Raw genomic sequence first — 17940 nt, forward strand, 5'->3', positions numbered from 1 at the left:
ACTCGCCGCCCGTCCCATCGGGGCAAAGGGGATCACCGCCGCCGGGGGGAGGGGCGGTGATGGGCGTCGCCGTCGGCGTGGGAGTCCGTGTGGGAGTAGCCGTTGCGGTTTTCGATGGGCTTGGCGTTGGGGTTGCTGTGGGGGCGAGGGCAGTGAGAGTGTTGAAGTACCTTTGTGTGGATTTAGCATCATTCGTAAGCCATGCTTGTGCATTAAACCAAATAAGCGTTTTCTGAAAATACTCGGCGGTCAGATGCTGACCCGACGTAAAGGTATTTGAGGGGCGGGCTGTGGGCATGGGCGTGCCTACAGTGCCATAAAATACGGTTAAGGTGATCAAGCGTATAGCACGTGTCGGATCAATAGTTTCCTGGGCAGGGGCGAGGTAAATCGGAGGGGTGGATCGCTGAACATTCACATAGATCAACATGACCCCTGTCATAATCAATAGAATGATGGTTAGCCAAAAGGGTGTCGCAATTTTTGGTTTCATGATGATCGCGTCTGTTGCCTTGATCGTTATTGACATTTATCCATAGGGGGAAACGATAGGTTTTGTCCCATATCTACTTTAACAGTAAAATTTTCTGTTATTAGGTCAAAATCCATCACTCTCACTCGAATATCTTGTTCGTGATCGACGAATTCGCTACCCACAGTCCAAACCACGCCTGCATCATTTGCATTGTCTCGTTCATCCTCTCCAGCATTGCAGATATATCCTACTAGGTAGCCTTCGGCGTTTAGCGTTCGTTTATCAATGTCAAGAATGACAGGTCGCCCAACATGGGCAATGGGACTCTCATAATCTGGCTCTTTAAGACGATGAATAAGCACCACCGGACGATCTATCGGAAGCCCATTATCATAGCTGGGTTGGTTGGGGCGTTTCATGCGTGCCTCTACCGTATAAAAGTCAGCATCCTCCGTTCGCGTCGGGAGGTCGATGCGAATCATGTACCGTTCGTTCTGGTTGATATCAATCGGAGAACTGTCCACAACCTTCAGGCGAATGGTTTTGGTCGTGGGTGCGCTAATCGTTTCCACCTCTGCGGGCTGAACCCACCCTGCATAATAGCGATGAATAGGAATGGCATTGATGGGAATACATACTTGGTCAACCGTCTGCCACTGCCCACAGGAGACAAGGAAGGCGGCAGTTGGTGTCGCCAAGGGGGGAACAGGATTTGGTGTGGGATAGATAAGATGCGTCCCGGCTGCGTTGCTCATCACATCCCATGCCGATCCATAGACATCCCCTGGGACATAGTAAGGCGAATAGGAGTGAAGTAACCCAAGAATATGTCCGATCTCGTGGGCAACTGTTGCCTGAAGAGAGGGGATATTGATCATCGACTGAACATTCCCCACAAAGATAGGGTCTATCGCGTAAAGCGAGCCATCGATATAGATTTGGGGCATTATTCCCAGAGACGGCGCAAACGCGGCTGCCCCATTCCATAAGAAGTAGTCAAAAAAGAGGAGCACAACGCCGTTGTTGGATCGCACAAATGGATTTAGATCGACTCCATCCTGTACGGCTTGCGTGAGACAATCTGTGGCGACTAAAGGGTACTCTAAGGAATCTTACGTCTTATGTGAAATTAAAAAGCATGAACGGATGACCATTGAAAAGTCTGGACATGAATGCCATAGCGAAGGCACAACAAGTATTTGAGCAAGTGAGCAGTGACTTTGGCAATCAGGCGGGTGGTCAAGCCCAGCGCCGTCTTCGCCAACAGACGCTCCAAGTTGCGTCCCGTATTCTGAAGTTCGTGAAATACCCCTTCAATCCGCTCACGCACACGGTTGAGCAACTGCTCAAAGCCGTCAGGATGTTGGATTTTCTGGTTCTTGCGCTTGGGGGTCGGCAAAGTGTTGCCCGTTCGCTGCTGAATTTGGGCTTGCCACTCAACCCCGACAAACCCTTTATCGCCCAAGATTTCAGCGTTGGACACTTCATCAAGGATCGTTTCAGCCGCTTGTCTTTCCTCGGTGTTGGCGGACACCAGATCGTAGACGACAGGAATACCGTCCAGCGTCGCAATCAACACCAGTTTGTAGCCGAAATAGTGCAAGTTGCGACTGGCGCAATACCCGTCATCTGCACTGCCTCGAAAGTTGCTGCGGGCTTTGCTCCGTTTGTAAGCCAACACCGGCACGGGCTTGGTATCAATCAAGTATTTGTCGGCTTGTCCCACGCCCAATTCCATCAACCACTCCCAACGCAACGCTTCCACCAAATGCCGCAGTCCCCGTGCCCGTCGATTAAACTGACTTTGGTCAAGCAACTGCGGAAACAGGGGCAAGTAATTGGCACGGATGAACGCCAGATATTGCATCTCAGCAGGATAGGGGATGTAATCCTCTGCCACCATCAGCGTCATCACCTCACTGTCACTGAAACTGGGCTTGCGTCCCACTTTCCCCTTCATCATCCTGCCTCCTCTCGCTTGATACCAATCATCAATCAGCACAAAGATGATGGTCAACAGCGTTTCAAGGTCTATACTGGTCATGGGTTGTTTTCCTTTGATGGTTTGTTTGGTAACTTCCCATCTTGGCAAACAACCTCTTTTTGTCAACTACATTTCACATAGAGCGTATGATAGAAAAAGCCAGTTTTGAGCAACCTACATATTTCTCGCAGCAGATGTGAAATTTCGGGAGTATTGTTCACGCGAACAATAAGATTAGGAATATCCAATAGTCTGAGATCTGCGTGATTCGGATTTATGATTATCCAATCCGCTTGACTGAGTTTATGTGTGAGATTGCTTGATGGATTGCCCTAGCTAATACTATCTCGCTGTCAGCATACGGGATAGGAGGAGATTTAGGCTAGCACGTGCACAAAGCCCTCGCGCCATGATCGGTAATGGGGACTCCAACCTACTGCCCGCGCCTTAGCATTAGACTCGCCACGTTTCCACCCTTGTCGTCCCAAACGTGTTAGCGGCGGCGGCGCATTCACCAAACGCGCATAAACCGGAAGCCACTGCGTTCCAGCGGCCGGTTCATCATCAACGATATGATATACGCCCGCTGGCCAATCAATTGCTGATAGTGCTGCCCGTGCCGCATCTTCGACATGGAGAAATGAACTCACTGCATCAGTTGCTGTAAGTTCGCCACGTCGTATCTGTTCTGTCATCAAACTATCGCGGTCATACCATGTCCCCGCACCATAGAGAAGACCATAACGCAGCACTACACCGATAGGCATCTCCGCGACGGCTTGCTCCAGTGCTTGCACACCAAGAATCGTTTCACGGCGAGGTTGAGGTGCATCCAAATCAAGGGGATCAATTTCACAAGCAGGAGATTCCCCCGCTACGCACACCCATGAAATGCTTTGTGCGATCATGCGTTTGACGCCAACGGCTCGTGCCGCATCCACAAGATGACGTGTGCCTTCGACGCGCAAACGCACATTAGCCGAGAAATCGCGCCCGGCAAGATCGGTCAGTTGGTGGAACACAATATCTGGACGAATTGTTTCCAGGGCAGCGAATACACGATCTCGATCCAACGCATCCATCACCAGCGGCTGGCCACCGAGCGCCGCGATCTGCGCCTGTTTATCAGGGCGACGTGTTGTCCCAGTGACCTCATATCCCGCTGCGCTCAACAGCGGCAGTAAATTACGCCCGACGACACCCGTCGCGCCTGCAAGTAGGATCTTCATGAAGCACCTCTCATCTCGGTTTAGGCATTAGTGACTGAAAAAGGGAGGCTGGGTAAGCTACCTTGGACTTCTAGAGAAAAAAGGATGATACACCCTCCGTGAATCATTATAAATCTACTAAACCCGTTTGTGCTATAATATTTAGGGGTGTATATTCCTCACTTTCGATCTTCTTAATTGGCTTGAAGTATCGGCAGGCAAATATGCTGATAATCGCCATTGTGTGTCCTCAATACCGATGAGTCCGTATTTCTCCGGTTTCTATCTTATTTATCTGTACTCAAGAGCAACCCGCTCACCACTGCCTCACGAAGATTCGCTATAATCGCCACCATTCCCCCGGCGTTCACGGTGGGTTTGAAAGGTATCCACAGTCTATGTCACAACGTACACGGCTTATCATCCCCGCCACGCTGCTTGTCTTTGCGCTGGTGGCGAATTTTTTGATCAGCGCCCCACCACAGGTGCAGGCGGAAGATGGCAGCCAATATGCCGATCTTCTTCAAGACCGCACCGCCGAAGGCTTTCCCATCCTCGGCAGCCCGGCTGCGCCGATTACCCTTGTTGAATTTTCAAATTTCTCTTGCCCCGGCTGTCTGGGCTACAAACCGTCTGTCACGACCTTCATCGAGGATTACGTGCGGACGGGTAAGGCGCGTCTGCTGTTCATGCCCATGATCTTTGGCGAAGACCCCTCGTTGACCGCAGCGATGGGAGCGCTCTGCGCGGATAGGCAAGACGGCTTTTGGGACATGCACGATGCCCTTTTTGCCATTCACGAGACGCAAGGGGCGAATGCCTTCACTCCTGAGTTAGTCACAGCGACGGCAACGACCTTAGGGTTGGATGCCGATGCGCTAGGAACGTGTTTGGCAGGGCGAGAAACACGTGGGATCGTCCAACAGGCATTGATCCGTGCGAACACGATTGGCGTTGAATTCACCCCCACCCTGATGTATTCCCTTGATGGGGGCTATACGTTGGAGTGGTTCACCCGCCCAGAGAGCAGCACGGGCGAAACATTCAACAGCAGCGTTCCCCCCGAAGTGGTGGCAGAGATTGTCAGCCAAGCGGCGGCGAGTCAGTTGACGCCTGCTCCCACCTTCACGCCGACACCGCAGGCAGTGACCCCTTTTGGGTTCTCTACCTATAAAGCATGGACTAGCCCCGATGAACTACTGACCATCGAGTACCCCGAAACATGGGAGGTGAAGGCGTTCCCCCAAAACGGTCCGCTTGGCTATGGGGTTGCGGTGACTGGGAACGACACCCTCGGCGTGAGCCTTCTTGGGCTGCCGTTGTGGGAACTCAACCTTGACGGTCAACCTCAGACAGCAACACCTGAGGAAATTCTCAACGGAATTTTTGGATCAGCGGCGGCAAACAACCTCCGCACCGTGACTTATGGTGGCTTTAAGGGCGCTGGCTTTACCGCCGATGTGAACGGGACAAATCCGGCAACCGGCGAAGCCAGTGCTTACACCCGTGATATTGTCTTGCTTGCCCTTGATGATCAGCATTACCTGATTGTGCAGTCGTTCAGCCTGAAAACGGATTGGGAGCGAATGGCGGGCGTTGCGGATCGTGTGGCGGCGTCGATCAAGGTGAGCGATGTGGCGAAGGTAATCGCTCTCTTGGACAGCAGTTTCCCCGCGCCCATGCCCCCCGCCCCAACCCCCACCCCGATTGCCGGCTTCACCCCGGTGAAGGTAGGCGAAGGGAAATGTGTTGGTGTGAAAGTGCCAGAGGGGACGGAAATTATCGATGGGAAGGATAAGAAATTCAACGTCATACCCGCCATGACGCTGAACCCCGATAAAGTCTACTGCGCGATCATCACCACTGAAAAGGGCGCAATCGTCCTTCAGCTTTACCCAGAGGTTGCCCCTCTGCATGTCAACAGTTTCATCTTCCTTGCCCGTGAAGGGTTTTATAATGGCATCACCTGGCACCGCGTGATCCCCGACTTCATGGCGCAAACAGGCGACCCCACCGGCACTGGATCAGGCGGTCCGGGCTACTTGATTCCGTTGGAGATGAATCCAGCCGCTCGCTATGACCGCGTGGGCGTCCTCGGCATGGCGCGGACGAACGATCCAAACTCGGCGGGCAGCCAATTCTTCATCACCTATGTGGTGACGGACTTCCTGAATCCAAGCGCTCAGAGTGCGGGATACTCCATCTTTGGGCAGCTTGTGGAAGGTGAGGATGTTTTGAAGGCGATCACCCCGCGTGACCCCTCACAAGGGGCGAACTTCGAGGGGGACAAACTCGTTTCCATCGTCATTGTTGAGGTCGATAAATAACCGCACAGTGTGCATCGTCCCCCACCGGAAAGGCTGGTGGGGGGCAAGCCCCATTCCCCGCGCTAAAGCATGGGACGAAAATCAGAGAAACTCCGCAAGGAATCTACATTCAGCCCGCCGCTTTGCAGATACACCCTAATCTCGCCGCTTTTTTGCCTGACGTTGGGCGTGTTCTTCTGCCTCACGCTGCGCCTTACGGCGCTCTGCCGCTTCGCGGGCGGCGTGACGAGCGGCAATTTCCGCTTCCATTTTTGCCGCCTGCGCTTCGTGAAGTTTTTGCTGGAAGATCGGTAGCCAGTAGGCGATTTCCTGTTTGCTGACGATGGGATTAGGGTCTTTTTCAAAAATGATGATCGTGCGCGTCTCTGTCGCCTTTTCAGGATCGGCAGCGGGGTTTTCAAGGGGGACTTCGACGGGGCGAAAGCCAAGCATGAGGGCAAATTCTTCTGAGGCAAGGCACTCAACACCATAGGCAAAGGCAAGCTGGCGCATTTTGTCATCGGAGGTGACGAGGATGAAGCGCTGCCTTTTGCCTAAATCTCGCGCCCGCAGCATGATCAGGTGATCGGCGGAGGTGCGCGGGGGGGCAAAGCGGACTTCGACATAGTGGCTGGAAAGCTCTTTCGACAAACCGCCGGGCAGCCCGTTATCAAAATAGACAACGGCGCGATCTTTGCCGTTGGAACGCCCAATATAGCGCTTGATCGCCAGTGTGAGCTTTGCCTCATCCTGAGGGTCTTCTAGGGAGAGGTCTTGAAGTTGCCCGATTAGATTATGCCCGTCGATAAGCCAGATCATCGTGCCCTCGCTACTCCGTAAAGCCACCGGGAAGTTTCAGGCTGAAGATTGTGCCTACTTTTTCCTCGCTCTCGAACCAAATTCGCCCCCCCATCGCGTCAAGCTCGGCTTTGGCAAGGTATAAGCTCAAACCATAGCCAAATTCTGCGAGAACTTGCGGCTGACGCGCCCGTTGGAAGGGGGCAAAGACCTTATCGGCTTCTTTCGCCCGAATTCCGCAGCCTTCGTCAGCGACATCAATCTGGACGACATCACTGGGCATGAGCCGTTGGGCACGGATGGAGATGGGCGTCCCTTTGGGGCTGTAGAGCATCGCGTTGCGGAGCATATCGCGCAGAATACGTTTCATGTATTCAGGGGCGGCAACGATGGTCAGGTTGTTGGGGATGCTCAATTGGAGGCGATCTCGTAGGTCTTCAGCCCGCACCGGATCAAGGGGCGATTCATCTTGGGTTTCTTCAAGGAAATCTTCGATAAAGCCATACAGATTGACCTTGCGCCGCAGCCGTGCCACATCGTTGGGGAGCGCTCCGGTACGCAAGACCTCTAAGCGGTGCAGTTGGTCGAGGAACATCTCCAAGCGGTGCATGTTCGTAGAGATGATGTCGGCAAAGCCCATCGCCCGCGACGCCAACTGATCGAGGCTCATTCCAGGCGTGCGTTTGCGCATGATCTGGGCAATTAGGTCGGCATGACCCCGTGTACTCTCCACCGCCGAACGTGCCTCGTTGCGGAAAGTGGTCATAAATTCGCGGAGAGCAACCCAATCGGGCTGTTCCAGTGTAATCTGGGTGAATACAGAGTTGTTCTCACCCGGCAGCGCCGCTGCCCAACAGGGAATATAGGCGCCGGTGAGCAGCGTATGGAAACGGACGGGTTCATTTTGCTTAAGCGCCTGCTGGCGAATTTCATTCGCACTTGGACCCTCCACCCGGCGAGCATCTAGAAGCATGGCACAGGCAACCCATCCCTCGGCGCGGATAAGGGTCAAATTGGGACCCAAAATTGCCCGTGCCGCTTTATTATCTAAAACAAGGCGGTCTGCCGCATCAAAGACAAGAATTCCCTGTCCCAAACTGTCGATCACGGTGCGAAGGTTTAGGCTTGGCGGTGCTGTGCGAAGGTTCGTCATGACGAAAACCACCCCTGATCCAGATTGCCTGATGAAGACTCAAATGATTCACACACCTTAGGCAAAGCCACTCTCCACCCGTTGAGTGAATGCTTTGAAAAAATATCTATGGCTTGCTGAAGGTCAATTAGGCATGATTATCATAGGGGCTGACCGTTCGCGCAATGTTGCGCTGAGAAATCAGCGGCGAGACGGTGGGAGAGCGCTTTGTATCGGCTTGTGCTGTCCCCTGTTTGAGGGCTAGTTAGGATAGAATAGATTAGGGTAACAAATCACGTCGTATTTCTGCGAAGGGGGAGGCTATGTTAAAAGAATTTCAGAAGTTCATCATGCGTGGCAATGTCCTTGACCTTGCCATCGGGATCATCATTGGGGCAGCCTTCACGGGCGTGGTGAATTCGCTGGTGAATGATGTGATTATGCCGCCTATCGGCTTGATTTTGGGCGGTGTGGATTTCTCCCAAATTGTGATCACGCTCCGCGAGAAGGTGGGGGAGAATCCGGCGGTGACGATTAACATCGGGGTGTTCATCAATGCCATTGTGAACTTCCTGATCGTCGCTTTTGTCGTCTTTTTGCTGGTGCGGGCGGTGAACCGGATGGGCGAGCGCTTTGCTAAGAAGGAAGAACCCAAAGAGCCAGCCGCACCACCCGGACCGACCACCGAGGAAAAGTTGGTGGCTGTGTTGGAAAAACTTGAGACGAAGTTGAAGTAGAGATAGGCTTGCGAGCGGTGGGCAGCCGATAAGCTGCCCATCAGGGAAATTAAGAAAGACGTTGATCAAGGCATTTTTCCGGTGCGCATGTAGTTCATGTAATCGGCTTGGCTGTAGCCATGCGCTTGAAAGACCGCCGCTTTGCCAATCGCCTCGCGGTGGGATTGGTTGCCAAAGTCAATTGAGCCGCCCGTCAAGCCCTTTGCCCAGTCTGTTGCGCCGGTATCGGCAACGGGGCTGATCGCTTTGTAGAACAGGTTGCGAGCGGTGCTGCTGGAACTGCTGCCGTTCATGGCGTCGTTGAGTTCAGCAATGTTTGAACTGTTCAGCCGTCCGGCTGCCGTCTCACTCTTGATGAAACTCTCCACGCGGGATTGCTCGGCGTGAACGTAGTGCAAATCGTGATCAAGCGCTGACCCCATCGGTTTTCCCGTCCCGTTGGGGTCGGTTAGGTTGTAGGGGTCGTTCATCACCTTTGCGGCGTTGGCGGCATTGAAGGTGTAGAGGTCTTCCCCAACCTTGTTGGTGAAGGCGAAGGTCTCTTGGCTAATGACAAAATCCGGCGTCCACGATGTTCCGCCCAACATCCGCGAACTGGTGACCCGTTCGGCGGCATCGAAAAACTTCACCTGTCCGCCGGGACCGGGGAGCTTTTTGATCTCTGCCATCATTTCCATGTAGGCATCGTTGCGCGTCCAATGGCTGGTGGGGGTTGCCCCGCCGGGCTTGAAATAGGTGTTGTTTGAACCAGCGAGGGCGGCAAATACGCCCGACCCACCAGACGCCCCGCCCCCGCTGCTTGACCCCCCACTGAGCGATTCGGACATGAGGTTGCCGCCCGCCCCACCAGAGGTAACGCCTGCTCCCTCGCCGCCGAACAAGCCACTGGCTTCATCTTCGCCCTGATGGAACACATCGGCAATCTTTTTGCTGGCGCTTCCGGCATCTTCCAAGGCATGCCCCAAGCGGTTGAGTGCAGGAAAGATAAGTTCTTCCATCTCGCGGGCGTAAGATTCAGCCCCCTCACCAACCCAGCCCCCTCCGGTCAGGCTTGCGGTAATGCCCTTGAGCGCTTGAAAAAGATTCAGGGTTTGCCCGGCTTCTTTGGCAAGCTGAGCGGCAATCTGACCAAGTTGATCGTAATCGGCTTGAATTTTAGCAGCAGACATGCGAGGAATACTCCAGTGAAACCCGTGTGTTGAATTGGGCGATAGTCTACAAGAGCTTTAGGGAATTGGGATGTGAAAGAGTGGTTAAGAACTTGTAGTGACACTTTTCGCTATCATTTCGCTATGATAGAGCGTGGTTTATCTTAGATATCACCATGATCACCATCACGAAAGACCTGATGAGATGAAATGTAGGAACACCTACCGTGATTGACCTTTTCGCTTCCGTCACGCCCCTGATTGTCGCCATACTCTCAGCGCTATGGGTCGTTGGGGCATGGCGGCGCACACGCCACCTAGCACGCTATTTTCAACTGGAAGGGTACGAAACGTCCCGTTACGTTCAATGGTTGCGGCGAACAAAACGGGAATATCGCCCTTTTGCCGCCGGACTTGCCGCATTTCTCGCCCTTTTTTGGGGATCGCTGCTGAATGTTGGGTTTATTGTCTATCTAGCAGTGGGGTTTGGGTTGGCGGTTGGCTTTCTCGTCCTTCAGCCGCGTGATACACAGGTCAAACAGCCTTTTGTACGAACACCCCGCGCCGTTCGTTTGCTCGCCGTCGCCCGTTTGCTGAGCATCTTCCCGCCCGCCTTTTATGGAATTATGGCGCTGGTGAACGGCGGGCGAGGGTCACCCGATACGCCACTTATGCTCGCCTTTTTCGGGGCAACCAGCGGGGTGACGGCGATGATTCTTGCCCATGCCGCACACCCTCTCGCCAATGTACTTCTCTTTCCAGTAGAACAGGCGGTTCGCCACAAGTACATGCGCCTTGCCAAAGAGCGCCTACAAGGGACAGGGGCGTGCGTTATCTGCATTACGGGGAGTTATGGCAAGACGAGTACGAAACACTACCTTCAGCACTTCCTCAGCGCCCGCTATAACACCGCCATGACACCCAAGAGTTACAACACCCTGATGGGCATCAGTCGTTATGTGAATGATACCTTTGCCACACCCATGCCGCTTGATTATTTTATCGCTGAGGCAGACGCCTATTTTGTGGGCGAGAATGCCAGCATTTGCCGGTTGGTTGAACCACACATCGGCGTTGTTGTCAGCGTGGGTCCGATGCACTTAGAACGGTTGGGGAGCATGGCGAACGTGGCGACGGCTCAGTACGAGATCATTGATTCGCTGCCCGCCGATGGTGTTGGGGTTTTTAATGGGGATGATCCCCTCGTGCGGGAAATGGCAGAACGGGGACACCCTCAAACGCGCCTGATCATCTCTCAGAAAGGGGCAACAGGGGCAACCCTTGAAGCGCGGGAGGTTGTTCTGAGCGCCGATGGTGTCCGTTTCACGCTGTATCATACGCCAACGGGGGAATCCGCCCCGCTCTATGCGCCGCTTTACGGGGAGACGAATATCACGAACATCCTTCTAGCGGCGGCGGTGGCGCATCATGTTGGGCTGCCGCTGCGGGATATTGGGACACGAGCAGCAACGCTCCAACCCGCCGATCACCGCCTTATGCGGCGCGTGTTCCCTGATGGAACGGTAATTCTTGATGATGCCTACAGCGCTAATCCGGTGGGGACAAAGGCGGCGTTGGAGGTACTCAACCTGCACAGGCAAGGGGCGCACCGCATTGTAATTTCCTCAGGGATGTTTGAATTGGGGGCGGAGAGTGACACCCGCAACGAAGCGCTTGGCGAACACATGGCGGCATGTGCCACCGATGTGATTTTAATCGGGGCAAAACAGGCAGCACCGATTCGGGTTGGGGCGTTGGCAAAGGGGTTTCCCGCTGAACGCCTTCATGTGGTAGCGACGTTAGAGGACGCGCTGGCGCTTTACCGTACCATTCTGACCCCTGGCGATACCCTACTCATGTTGACCGATCTACCTGACGTCTATGCCCACGCCTGATGCCAATGCCCATGAGCGGGCTGCTCTCGCTGCGTCCTTGCGTGATGTGGGGGTGATTCAGTATGGGCGCTTTGCCACCCCACAGGGTGTCTTTCAGCCCGTCCAGATCACGCTTGGCTACCTCCCTTCATACCCATCATTGTTGGTACGCCTTGCCCATGCCCTTGCCGACGGGCTGCCCGCCGAGGGGGTCACACGCCTGCTGCCCATGCCTCTTTGCCTTCCGCTAGGGGTGGTCATTGCCATTCACCGCGATCTGCCGATGGTCTACCCCAACCCGGAAAACCTGACGCAGATTGAAGGGGCGTATGATTACAACGTGCCGACGGTGCTGCTCAGCGGGGTTCTCACCGACGGCGCAGCGGAAACCGCACTGATTCAGCAGGTGCGCCGCGATGGGTTGGAAGTACGGGCGGTGAGCGCTGTGTTCAGATTGGGGCGTCCGCTAGGTATTCCTGGTGCGGAGGGAGACATCACGCCAAGAGCGCTGTTTACCCCTGAGGATATCATTGCCGCCACCCCAACGGAACGGATGGGGAGCGCGGTACGGGCGTGGCTGGAGGGCGGCGAACCTTTCTAGAGTGCTTATAGGCGAAGTACCGTTGATACTCCATCAATCTGATTTATAATGGAACGCCATACGTCTGGTTTATGGCTATTGATTGGAACACATCGACTCATGGCACTGACGAATGAGCAGTTTCGCAACTTGATCAGTCTTTTGGAGCGGCATTTCGGGACAGAATCGGAGCGTCGCTTTGTCCTAGAGACAGCGTTTCCCAATGACCCCCAGTTGGCGACTCTCGTTGATTTTCATACGTCGAGTGCAGAGGAATTTACCTCCGCACTTGTGACGCGGCTGACGGCGAAGGATTTTCGCACGCGGAAGGGCGAACGTGCGCTGGTACGCCTGTTGAAGGTTGCCCGCAATCTGGACACCGAAACGGGTATCGTCTACGACCCCTATATTGGGGCGCTGCGGGCGGGCGATAAAACACCCGACCCTGATCTTCAGGTAGCGCAGGAGCAAATTCGGAAAAAGCGTCGCCGAAGCCCCCTGCGACGTGTTGTCAAGCGACTACGGAAGGTCATTAAATGGCAAGTGATCGCCGTGATCTTGCTTTTGGCAACGGTGATTCCCCTCGCCGTGTTTGCGGTGACTTCCACCGACGCAACGGTGCGTGTTCAGGAATCACTCAGCGCGGTGCGCCGCGTGATGACCTCCCTTGCCGGACGGACGCTAAACCAGTTCACCAGCGAAGATGTTGAGCGTATTCACAGCAGCCTCACGGAACTGATCCGTAGTTTGGGAAACGCCAAAAACCAGTTGAGTCTGCTGCGACATCTGGCGTTTTTGAATAAAGATTTGGGGACGACCTACGAGGTGCTGACCGTTGCCGAGTTGGACGCCCTTGCCGCCCAAGACATGTTGGCAGGCTTGCAACCAACCCTTTTTTTTCTGACCAAAGGGCAAGATGAGCGCGTCATTTCTGCACAGATCAATGCTGGAGAGCGCATTGTCGAACTGCTCCAGATTGGACAAGGACGCTTTATTAGCGCGGGAGATCGCCTGACGGCAGCGCAGTTGATTTTGGATCGCCTCTCTCTGATGGGCGTGTCGCCGCGCTTGGTCTTGCAAATTGAGGAATTCACTGAATATCATGGGCAGCTTGAGGCGCTGAACCAAGTCTTGCGTGATGCGCCGGATTTGATCACGAAAGCGTTTGGGATCAACGAAGGGCAGAATTACCTCATCCTCTCCCAAAACAACGACGAACTGCGCCCATCGGGGGGCTACATCAGCACCTATGGGTGGCTGCGCGTGCGGCGCTTCCGCATCACCGATTACGGGTACAGCGCGACGACGGATATTAGCCCGAATCCACCGGCGGATGAGCTTGCCTCCGAACTAATGATTCCAGCGTGGTGGATTCAGTTCCCGCGCCCGATCTACACGGCGTGGGATGGCAGTTGGTATGTCGATTTTCCCAGTACAGCGAAGATGGCGGCATGGTTCTACGATAAAGGGAACAACCCCCGCTCACCCGTGAACGGGGTGATTTCGATTGATCTAGTCGGCTTTGAAATGTTGCTGGAGGCGATTGGTCCGATTGAAGTGCCGGGCTTTGATCAGGTGGTGACGGCGAAAAACTTCCGCGATGTGATCTACGCCGTTCGTGCGGCTGGCACGGCAACGGAGGAACATAAGACGTTCCTTGCCGCCATTTACAAACAAATCCTCACCAATTGGCAATCGGTCAGCGGGCAAGACTCAGAAAAACTGCTCAATGCGGCGCTGCGTGCCATGCGCGAAAAGCACATCATGATTTACTTCCAAGATCAACGCTTGAACGAGGTTGTATCTCTGCTGGGGTGGTCGGGAGCGCAAAACCCAGGACGCGGGGACTACCTCTTGGTTGCCGATGCGAACATGGGCAATAAATCGAACAGCAGCATTGCCCGTGAGGTTGTCCTTGATGTCGAACTGCAAGAGGACGGGACGGCAATCAATCGGGTTGCCATTGCTTACGATTACTCGGCAGAGCGGGCGAAAAGCGATCCGGCGGTGCGCCCTGAACACTACCGAACGCAGATCGACTATGGGAACATCTTACAGGTGTTTGTGCCTCGTGGGGCGCAGCTTACCGGCTCAAACAATGTAGAAGACCCCATCACCACCGTCGAATGGGAACGCTACACATCGTTTACGACTTACGTTCTTGTCGCCTACGACACGACAGAACGTTACCAACTTTCCTACAAAACGCTGCCCGTTGTGAGCGAGTTTGGGACGTACAAACGCTATATATTGCAACTCCAAAAGCAGCCCGGCACGCGGGGCGATGTGACCACCGTCCAAGTGAAAATGCCACGTGGGGCAAGCGTTCTCACCATTCGTCCGGAGCCAACAACGACCTTTCAGGTGGAAAACACCATCTTGGAATTTCGGATGCAGTTGACGACGGATCAGCAAATCGAGATCATCTATCACTAAGCCGATGCGTATTGATTATCACGTCCACACCGATAACAGTATGGATTGCAAAGCGCCGATGGCAACAATGTGCGAAGCCGCCGTCGCCATTGGCATCCAAGAACTCGCCTTTACCGATCACCTCAATAGCCATACATTGGATATGGATTTGGGGTATTACAATGCAGATCACTATTTCGAGGATATTGAACGCTGTCGGGCGATGTTCCCTGATCTCACCATCCGCGCCGGAGTGGAGGTGGGTGAGCCGCACCGTTTTTGGAAGCGTGTTCAGCCTATCCTTGATAGCTACCCTTACGATCTCGTGTTGGGGAGTGTTCATTGGGTAGGCAATGAGAGCGTTTTTGACGCAAACTACTATCGCGCCCGCCAACCACAGGACGCCTTCGCCGCCTATTTCAGCGAGATGGCGCGGATGGTTGAACATGGCGGGTTTGATATTGCCGCCCATATCGATGTGGTGAAGCGCACCTCATTCGGCGTGTATGGCGCCTTTGATACACACCAGTTCCAAGATATGCTGTGCGCGGTGTGGTCGGCGTGCCTGAAGGCGAACATCACGCCGGAGATCAACACGCGCAGCTTGCGCCTGCCCTGTGCGGAACTGCATCCGGCAACAGACGCCTTGCGATGGTACGCCGAGATGGGCGGGAAACGGCTGACCTTTGGCAGTGATGCCCACCAGCCAGAGAGCGTTGGGGGAGGGATGATTGCCGCACGGGACAGCGCCCTTGCCGCCGGATTAAAGCACGTCAGCCTGTTTGAAGGGCGGAAAATCATCCGGTGGGCGGCGCTGTAATCCCCGTAGGGACGCGCTACAGCGCGTCCGCCTACGCCCGCCACTAAACCACCGGGCTGAAAACAGCCCCCCTTTGGGGCTTGAATGCGCCTCACCCTCCTCCCACAGGAAGAAGGGAAAATTGAGGTTGTGCCGGGGGAGAGCGCCTTATGCTCCGGCGGGGTTGTTGTTGCGGAAAAACGACGCCATGATCGCCGCCATGCCTGTGAACACGACCCCCAAAATAACCCCCACCAAAAGGGCATGAAGGAATACATTGCCCTGTGCCAGTGAAAACAATATGAAAAAGATCACGTTGGCGAAAATGCCCACCGTTGCAGCAAGGGGAATCGTTGTCCAACGACGGCGAATGGCAAGGTAGGTGATCAGCGTTGTGAGGGCAAATAAAATGAGAAAGGTGAACGCACCTGGATTATTCACGATCGGGGACTCCTCTGTGCCTTTTTACCGTGCCGCCTCGTATAGCTCAACCAAAACGCCAAAGGCGCTTTTAGGGTGAATGAAGGCATAGCGCCTACCTTCTTCGTTTGTCTTGGGCGTGTCGTTGATCATCTGCACGCTGTGTTCGCGCAAGCGGACGATGAGCGCATCGAGATCGGCAACCTCTAAACAAAGGTGATGCAGTCCTGCCCCCCGTTTGGTTATATATTTGGCAACGCCGCTCGTTTCGTTGATGGGGGCAAGAAGTTCAATCTCCCCTGAATCAAGCGGTAAGAAGGCAATATCCACCTCCTCACCTTCGTTGCGTTCCATTTTCCCTAAGGGCAAGCCAAGCGCATCTCGCCAAAAGGTTAACGCGGCTTGAATATCTTCAACAACAATTGCCAAATGATTGATCGCGGGCATTGTCTGTTCCTTGTGTGATTTATTCAGGATGGGCGGTCAGGCTCATCTAGATGAAATCTACTACGGCGAAGGTCTGCGGGCAAATCTCAAAGACGCCACACCCAATTATTCAGGGCAATCCGTCCCCCAAATCCCATTGCGGGGTAAAATGCGTCTGAATCAACGCCGATAGGACAATGTTACCTATGTCACACAATCATGACCATCATACCGTTACTGTGGCTGGTGTCACCCGCGATCTGCCTCTCTTTGAGGTGGCGCCGGGGGTGCGTATCGCCATTCTAAATATTTTGGGGGATACCGAACTGGTTCAGGCGGCGGCAAAAGAGCTTGCCCTTCAGCTTTCGGAGCATAATGCGGAAGTCCTCGTGACGGCGGAGGCAAAAAGCATTCCCCTGATCTATGCCCTGTCCTCTGTGATGGATTTGCCCTACATCGTCCTGCGCAAATCGTATAAACCCTATATGGGCGACGCCCTTCACGCGGAGACGCTCTCCATTACGACGGGTAAACCCCAAGACCTCTACCTTGATGAGAAAGACCGCACCCTGATCAAGGATCGCTATGTGGCGCTGGTCGATGATGTAATCAGCACGGGCAGCACCCTTCAGGGGATGCGCTTGATTGTTGAAAAAGCGGGGGGGAACATCGTGGCACAGGCGGCGATCTTCACCGAGGGGGATCGGGCAAAGTGGTCGGATGTAATCGCCCTAGGGCATTTGCCCGTCTTTACCAAAGAAGGAAACTAGACGTATGTCACCGTTCCGAATTCTTGCCGTCTATGCCCACCCTGACGACGAACAAGGGATTACTGGCTACCTTCGTCACTGTGTGGGAAAGGGTGATTACAGCGGGCTTGTGTGCGCCACTCGTGGCGAGGTTGGGGAGATTAGCGACGCTGCCCTTGCCACACCGGAAACACTGGGGGCGGTACGCGAACAAGAGCTTGTTGATGCCGCCAATGTGGTGGGGATTCACGAGGTATTCTTTTTGGATTTTCGAGACAGTGGGATGAAGGGATCGCCCTCCAACAGCGACCCACGTGCCTTTATCAACGCCGACCCGCACGAGGCAACGGGGCGTATCGTCCGCATCATGCGGGCATTTAAGCCTGATGTGGTAGTCACCTTTGACCGGACAGGCGTTTATGGGCATCCCGACCATCTCGCCGCTCACCGCTGGACGACGGACGCCTTTCGTGCGGCGACAGATGTCGCTCGCTACCCAGTGGAGTCCTATGGGGGCGTTTTTCAGCCGCAGCGCTTGTACTATACAGGTGCAGCCAGAGCCATTTTGCTGATGTTTGATGCCATGCTGCGCGACATGGAAAGACCCTCCATTTTTCAGGGGGTGGATGTCAACACAATGGGTATTCCCGATGAGGAAATCACCCACCGCATTAATGTCTCGCCCTATGTCGATTTGAAGCGCGATTCATTCATGAAACACCGCACCCAGATTCAACCGAATGGGGCATTTGAGGTTATTGGCGAAGACCAGTGGAAGGAATTTCGTGCCACCGAGGTTTACGCCTTTGCCGAGGGGGTGCCGCTGCCCACTGACCACAACGGGCAAGACCTGTTCATTGGGCTAACACCCGCGGCGGAGCGCCCGTGA

General features: G+C 54.4%; 16 protein-coding genes and 1 pseudogene. 8 read left to right on the top strand and 9 right to left on the bottom strand.

The features are described 5' to 3' along the window. Nucleotides 1–61: 61 nt before the first annotated feature. The 4 genes and pseudogenes from HS103_02050 to HS103_02065 form a co-directional block, all read right to left on the bottom strand. Nucleotides 62–142, bottom strand: a pseudogene (locus HS103_02050) (chitin deacetylase). A 377-nt stretch (nucleotides 143–519) separates the two neighbouring features. Continuing rightward, nucleotides 520–1488 (bottom strand): hypothetical protein, encoded by a 969-nt coding sequence (locus HS103_02055; protein MBE7511584.1) that lies wholly within the window; start codon nucleotides 1486–1488, stop codon nucleotides 520–522. A 116-nt stretch (nucleotides 1489–1604) separates the two neighbouring features. Beyond that, nucleotides 1605–2519, bottom strand: coding sequence for an IS982 family transposase (locus tag HS103_02060; GenBank protein MBE7511585.1), 915 nt, complete (start codon nucleotides 2517–2519; stop codon nucleotides 1605–1607). Nucleotides 2520–2836: 317 nt separating this feature from the next. Then, on the bottom strand, nucleotides 2837–3688 hold the full coding sequence (locus tag HS103_02065; GenBank protein MBE7511586.1) for an NAD(P)-dependent oxidoreductase: 852 nt from the start codon (nucleotides 3686–3688) through the stop codon (nucleotides 2837–2839). Nucleotides 3689–4065: 377 nt separating this feature from the next. On the opposite strand from HS103_02065, the gene HS103_02070 reads away from it, so the two are divergent. Beyond that, on the top strand, nucleotides 4066–5994 hold the full coding sequence (locus HS103_02070; protein MBE7511587.1) for a peptidylprolyl isomerase: 1929 nt from the start codon (nucleotides 4066–4068) through the stop codon (nucleotides 5992–5994). Nucleotides 5995–6129: 135 nt separating this feature from the next. On the opposite strand, the gene HS103_02075 is transcribed toward HS103_02070, so the two are convergent. Together HS103_02075 and HS103_02080 are read right to left on the bottom strand one after the other, a co-directional pair. Then, on the bottom strand, nucleotides 6130–6792 hold the full coding sequence (locus HS103_02075) for an NYN domain-containing protein (GenBank protein MBE7511588.1): 663 nt from the start codon (nucleotides 6790–6792) through the stop codon (nucleotides 6130–6132). A gap of 10 nt (nucleotides 6793–6802) precedes the next feature. Continuing rightward, nucleotides 6803–7924 carry a sensor histidine kinase gene (locus HS103_02080; protein ID MBE7511589.1) on the bottom strand — a complete coding sequence of 374 codons (1122 nt, stop codon included), beginning with the start codon at nucleotides 7922–7924 and terminating at the stop codon, nucleotides 6803–6805. Nucleotides 7925–8226: 302 nt separating this feature from the next. Here HS103_02080 and mscL point away from each other — a divergent pair, with 302 nt between their 5' ends. Then, entirely contained in the window at nucleotides 8227–8640 is a 414-nt protein-coding gene (mscL, locus tag HS103_02085) for a large-conductance mechanosensitive channel protein MscL (GenBank protein MBE7511590.1), read from the top strand. A gap of 65 nt (nucleotides 8641–8705) precedes the next feature. On the opposite strand, the gene HS103_02090 is transcribed toward mscL, so the two are convergent. Continuing rightward, nucleotides 8706–9809 (bottom strand): WXG100 family type VII secretion target, encoded by a 1104-nt coding sequence (locus HS103_02090; GenBank protein ID MBE7511591.1) that lies wholly within the window; start codon nucleotides 9807–9809, stop codon nucleotides 8706–8708. 206 nt (nucleotides 9810–10015) lie between these two features. Between HS103_02090 and HS103_02095 the strand changes: the two genes are divergently transcribed. From HS103_02095 to HS103_02110, 4 genes are all read left to right on the top strand, one after another. Then, nucleotides 10016–11683, top strand: a complete 1668-nt coding sequence (locus HS103_02095) for a UDP-N-acetylmuramoyl-tripeptide--D-alanyl-D-alanine ligase (GenBank protein MBE7511592.1) — start codon at nucleotides 10016–10018, stop codon at nucleotides 11681–11683. After that, the gene (locus HS103_02100) at nucleotides 11670–12263 is read left to right on the top strand and encodes a hypothetical protein (protein ID MBE7511593.1); all 594 of its coding nucleotides are present in this window, start codon (nucleotides 11670–11672) and stop codon (nucleotides 12261–12263) included. Before HS103_02095 ends, HS103_02100 begins: the two co-directional genes overlap by 14 nt. 99 nt (nucleotides 12264–12362) lie before the next feature. Next, the gene (locus HS103_02105) at nucleotides 12363–14678 is read left to right on the top strand and encodes a DUF4012 domain-containing protein (GenBank protein MBE7511594.1); all 2316 of its coding nucleotides are present in this window, start codon (nucleotides 12363–12365) and stop codon (nucleotides 14676–14678) included. Between the two features lie 4 nt (nucleotides 14679–14682). Further along, nucleotides 14683–15477 carry a histidinol-phosphatase HisJ family protein gene (locus HS103_02110; GenBank protein MBE7511595.1) on the top strand — a complete coding sequence of 265 codons (795 nt, stop codon included), beginning with the start codon at nucleotides 14683–14685 and terminating at the stop codon, nucleotides 15475–15477. A 147-nt stretch (nucleotides 15478–15624) separates the two neighbouring features. On the opposite strand, the gene HS103_02115 is transcribed toward HS103_02110, so the two are convergent. Both HS103_02115 and mce read right to left on the bottom strand, forming a co-directional pair. Further along, entirely contained in the window at nucleotides 15625–15897 is a 273-nt protein-coding gene (locus HS103_02115) for a hypothetical protein (protein ID MBE7511596.1), read from the bottom strand. 24 nt (nucleotides 15898–15921) lie between these two features. Beyond that, nucleotides 15922–16323 (bottom strand): methylmalonyl-CoA epimerase, encoded by a 402-nt coding sequence (mce, locus tag HS103_02120; protein ID MBE7511597.1) that lies wholly within the window; start codon nucleotides 16321–16323, stop codon nucleotides 15922–15924. A 185-nt stretch (nucleotides 16324–16508) separates the two neighbouring features. On the opposite strand from mce, the gene HS103_02125 reads away from it, so the two are divergent. Next, nucleotides 16509–17072: an adenine phosphoribosyltransferase gene (locus HS103_02125; protein MBE7511598.1), complete on the top strand. Its 564-nt coding sequence runs from the start codon at nucleotides 16509–16511 to the stop codon at nucleotides 17070–17072. Nucleotides 17073–17076: 4 nt separating this feature from the next. Further along, nucleotides 17077–17940: a PIG-L family deacetylase gene (locus HS103_02130; protein ID MBE7511599.1), complete on the top strand. Its 864-nt coding sequence runs from the start codon at nucleotides 17077–17079 to the stop codon at nucleotides 17938–17940.

It is taken from the genome of Anaerolineales bacterium (assembly GCA_015075625.1).
In the GTDB taxonomy this organism is placed as follows: domain Bacteria; phylum Chloroflexota; class Anaerolineae; order Aggregatilineales; family UBA2796; genus UBA2796.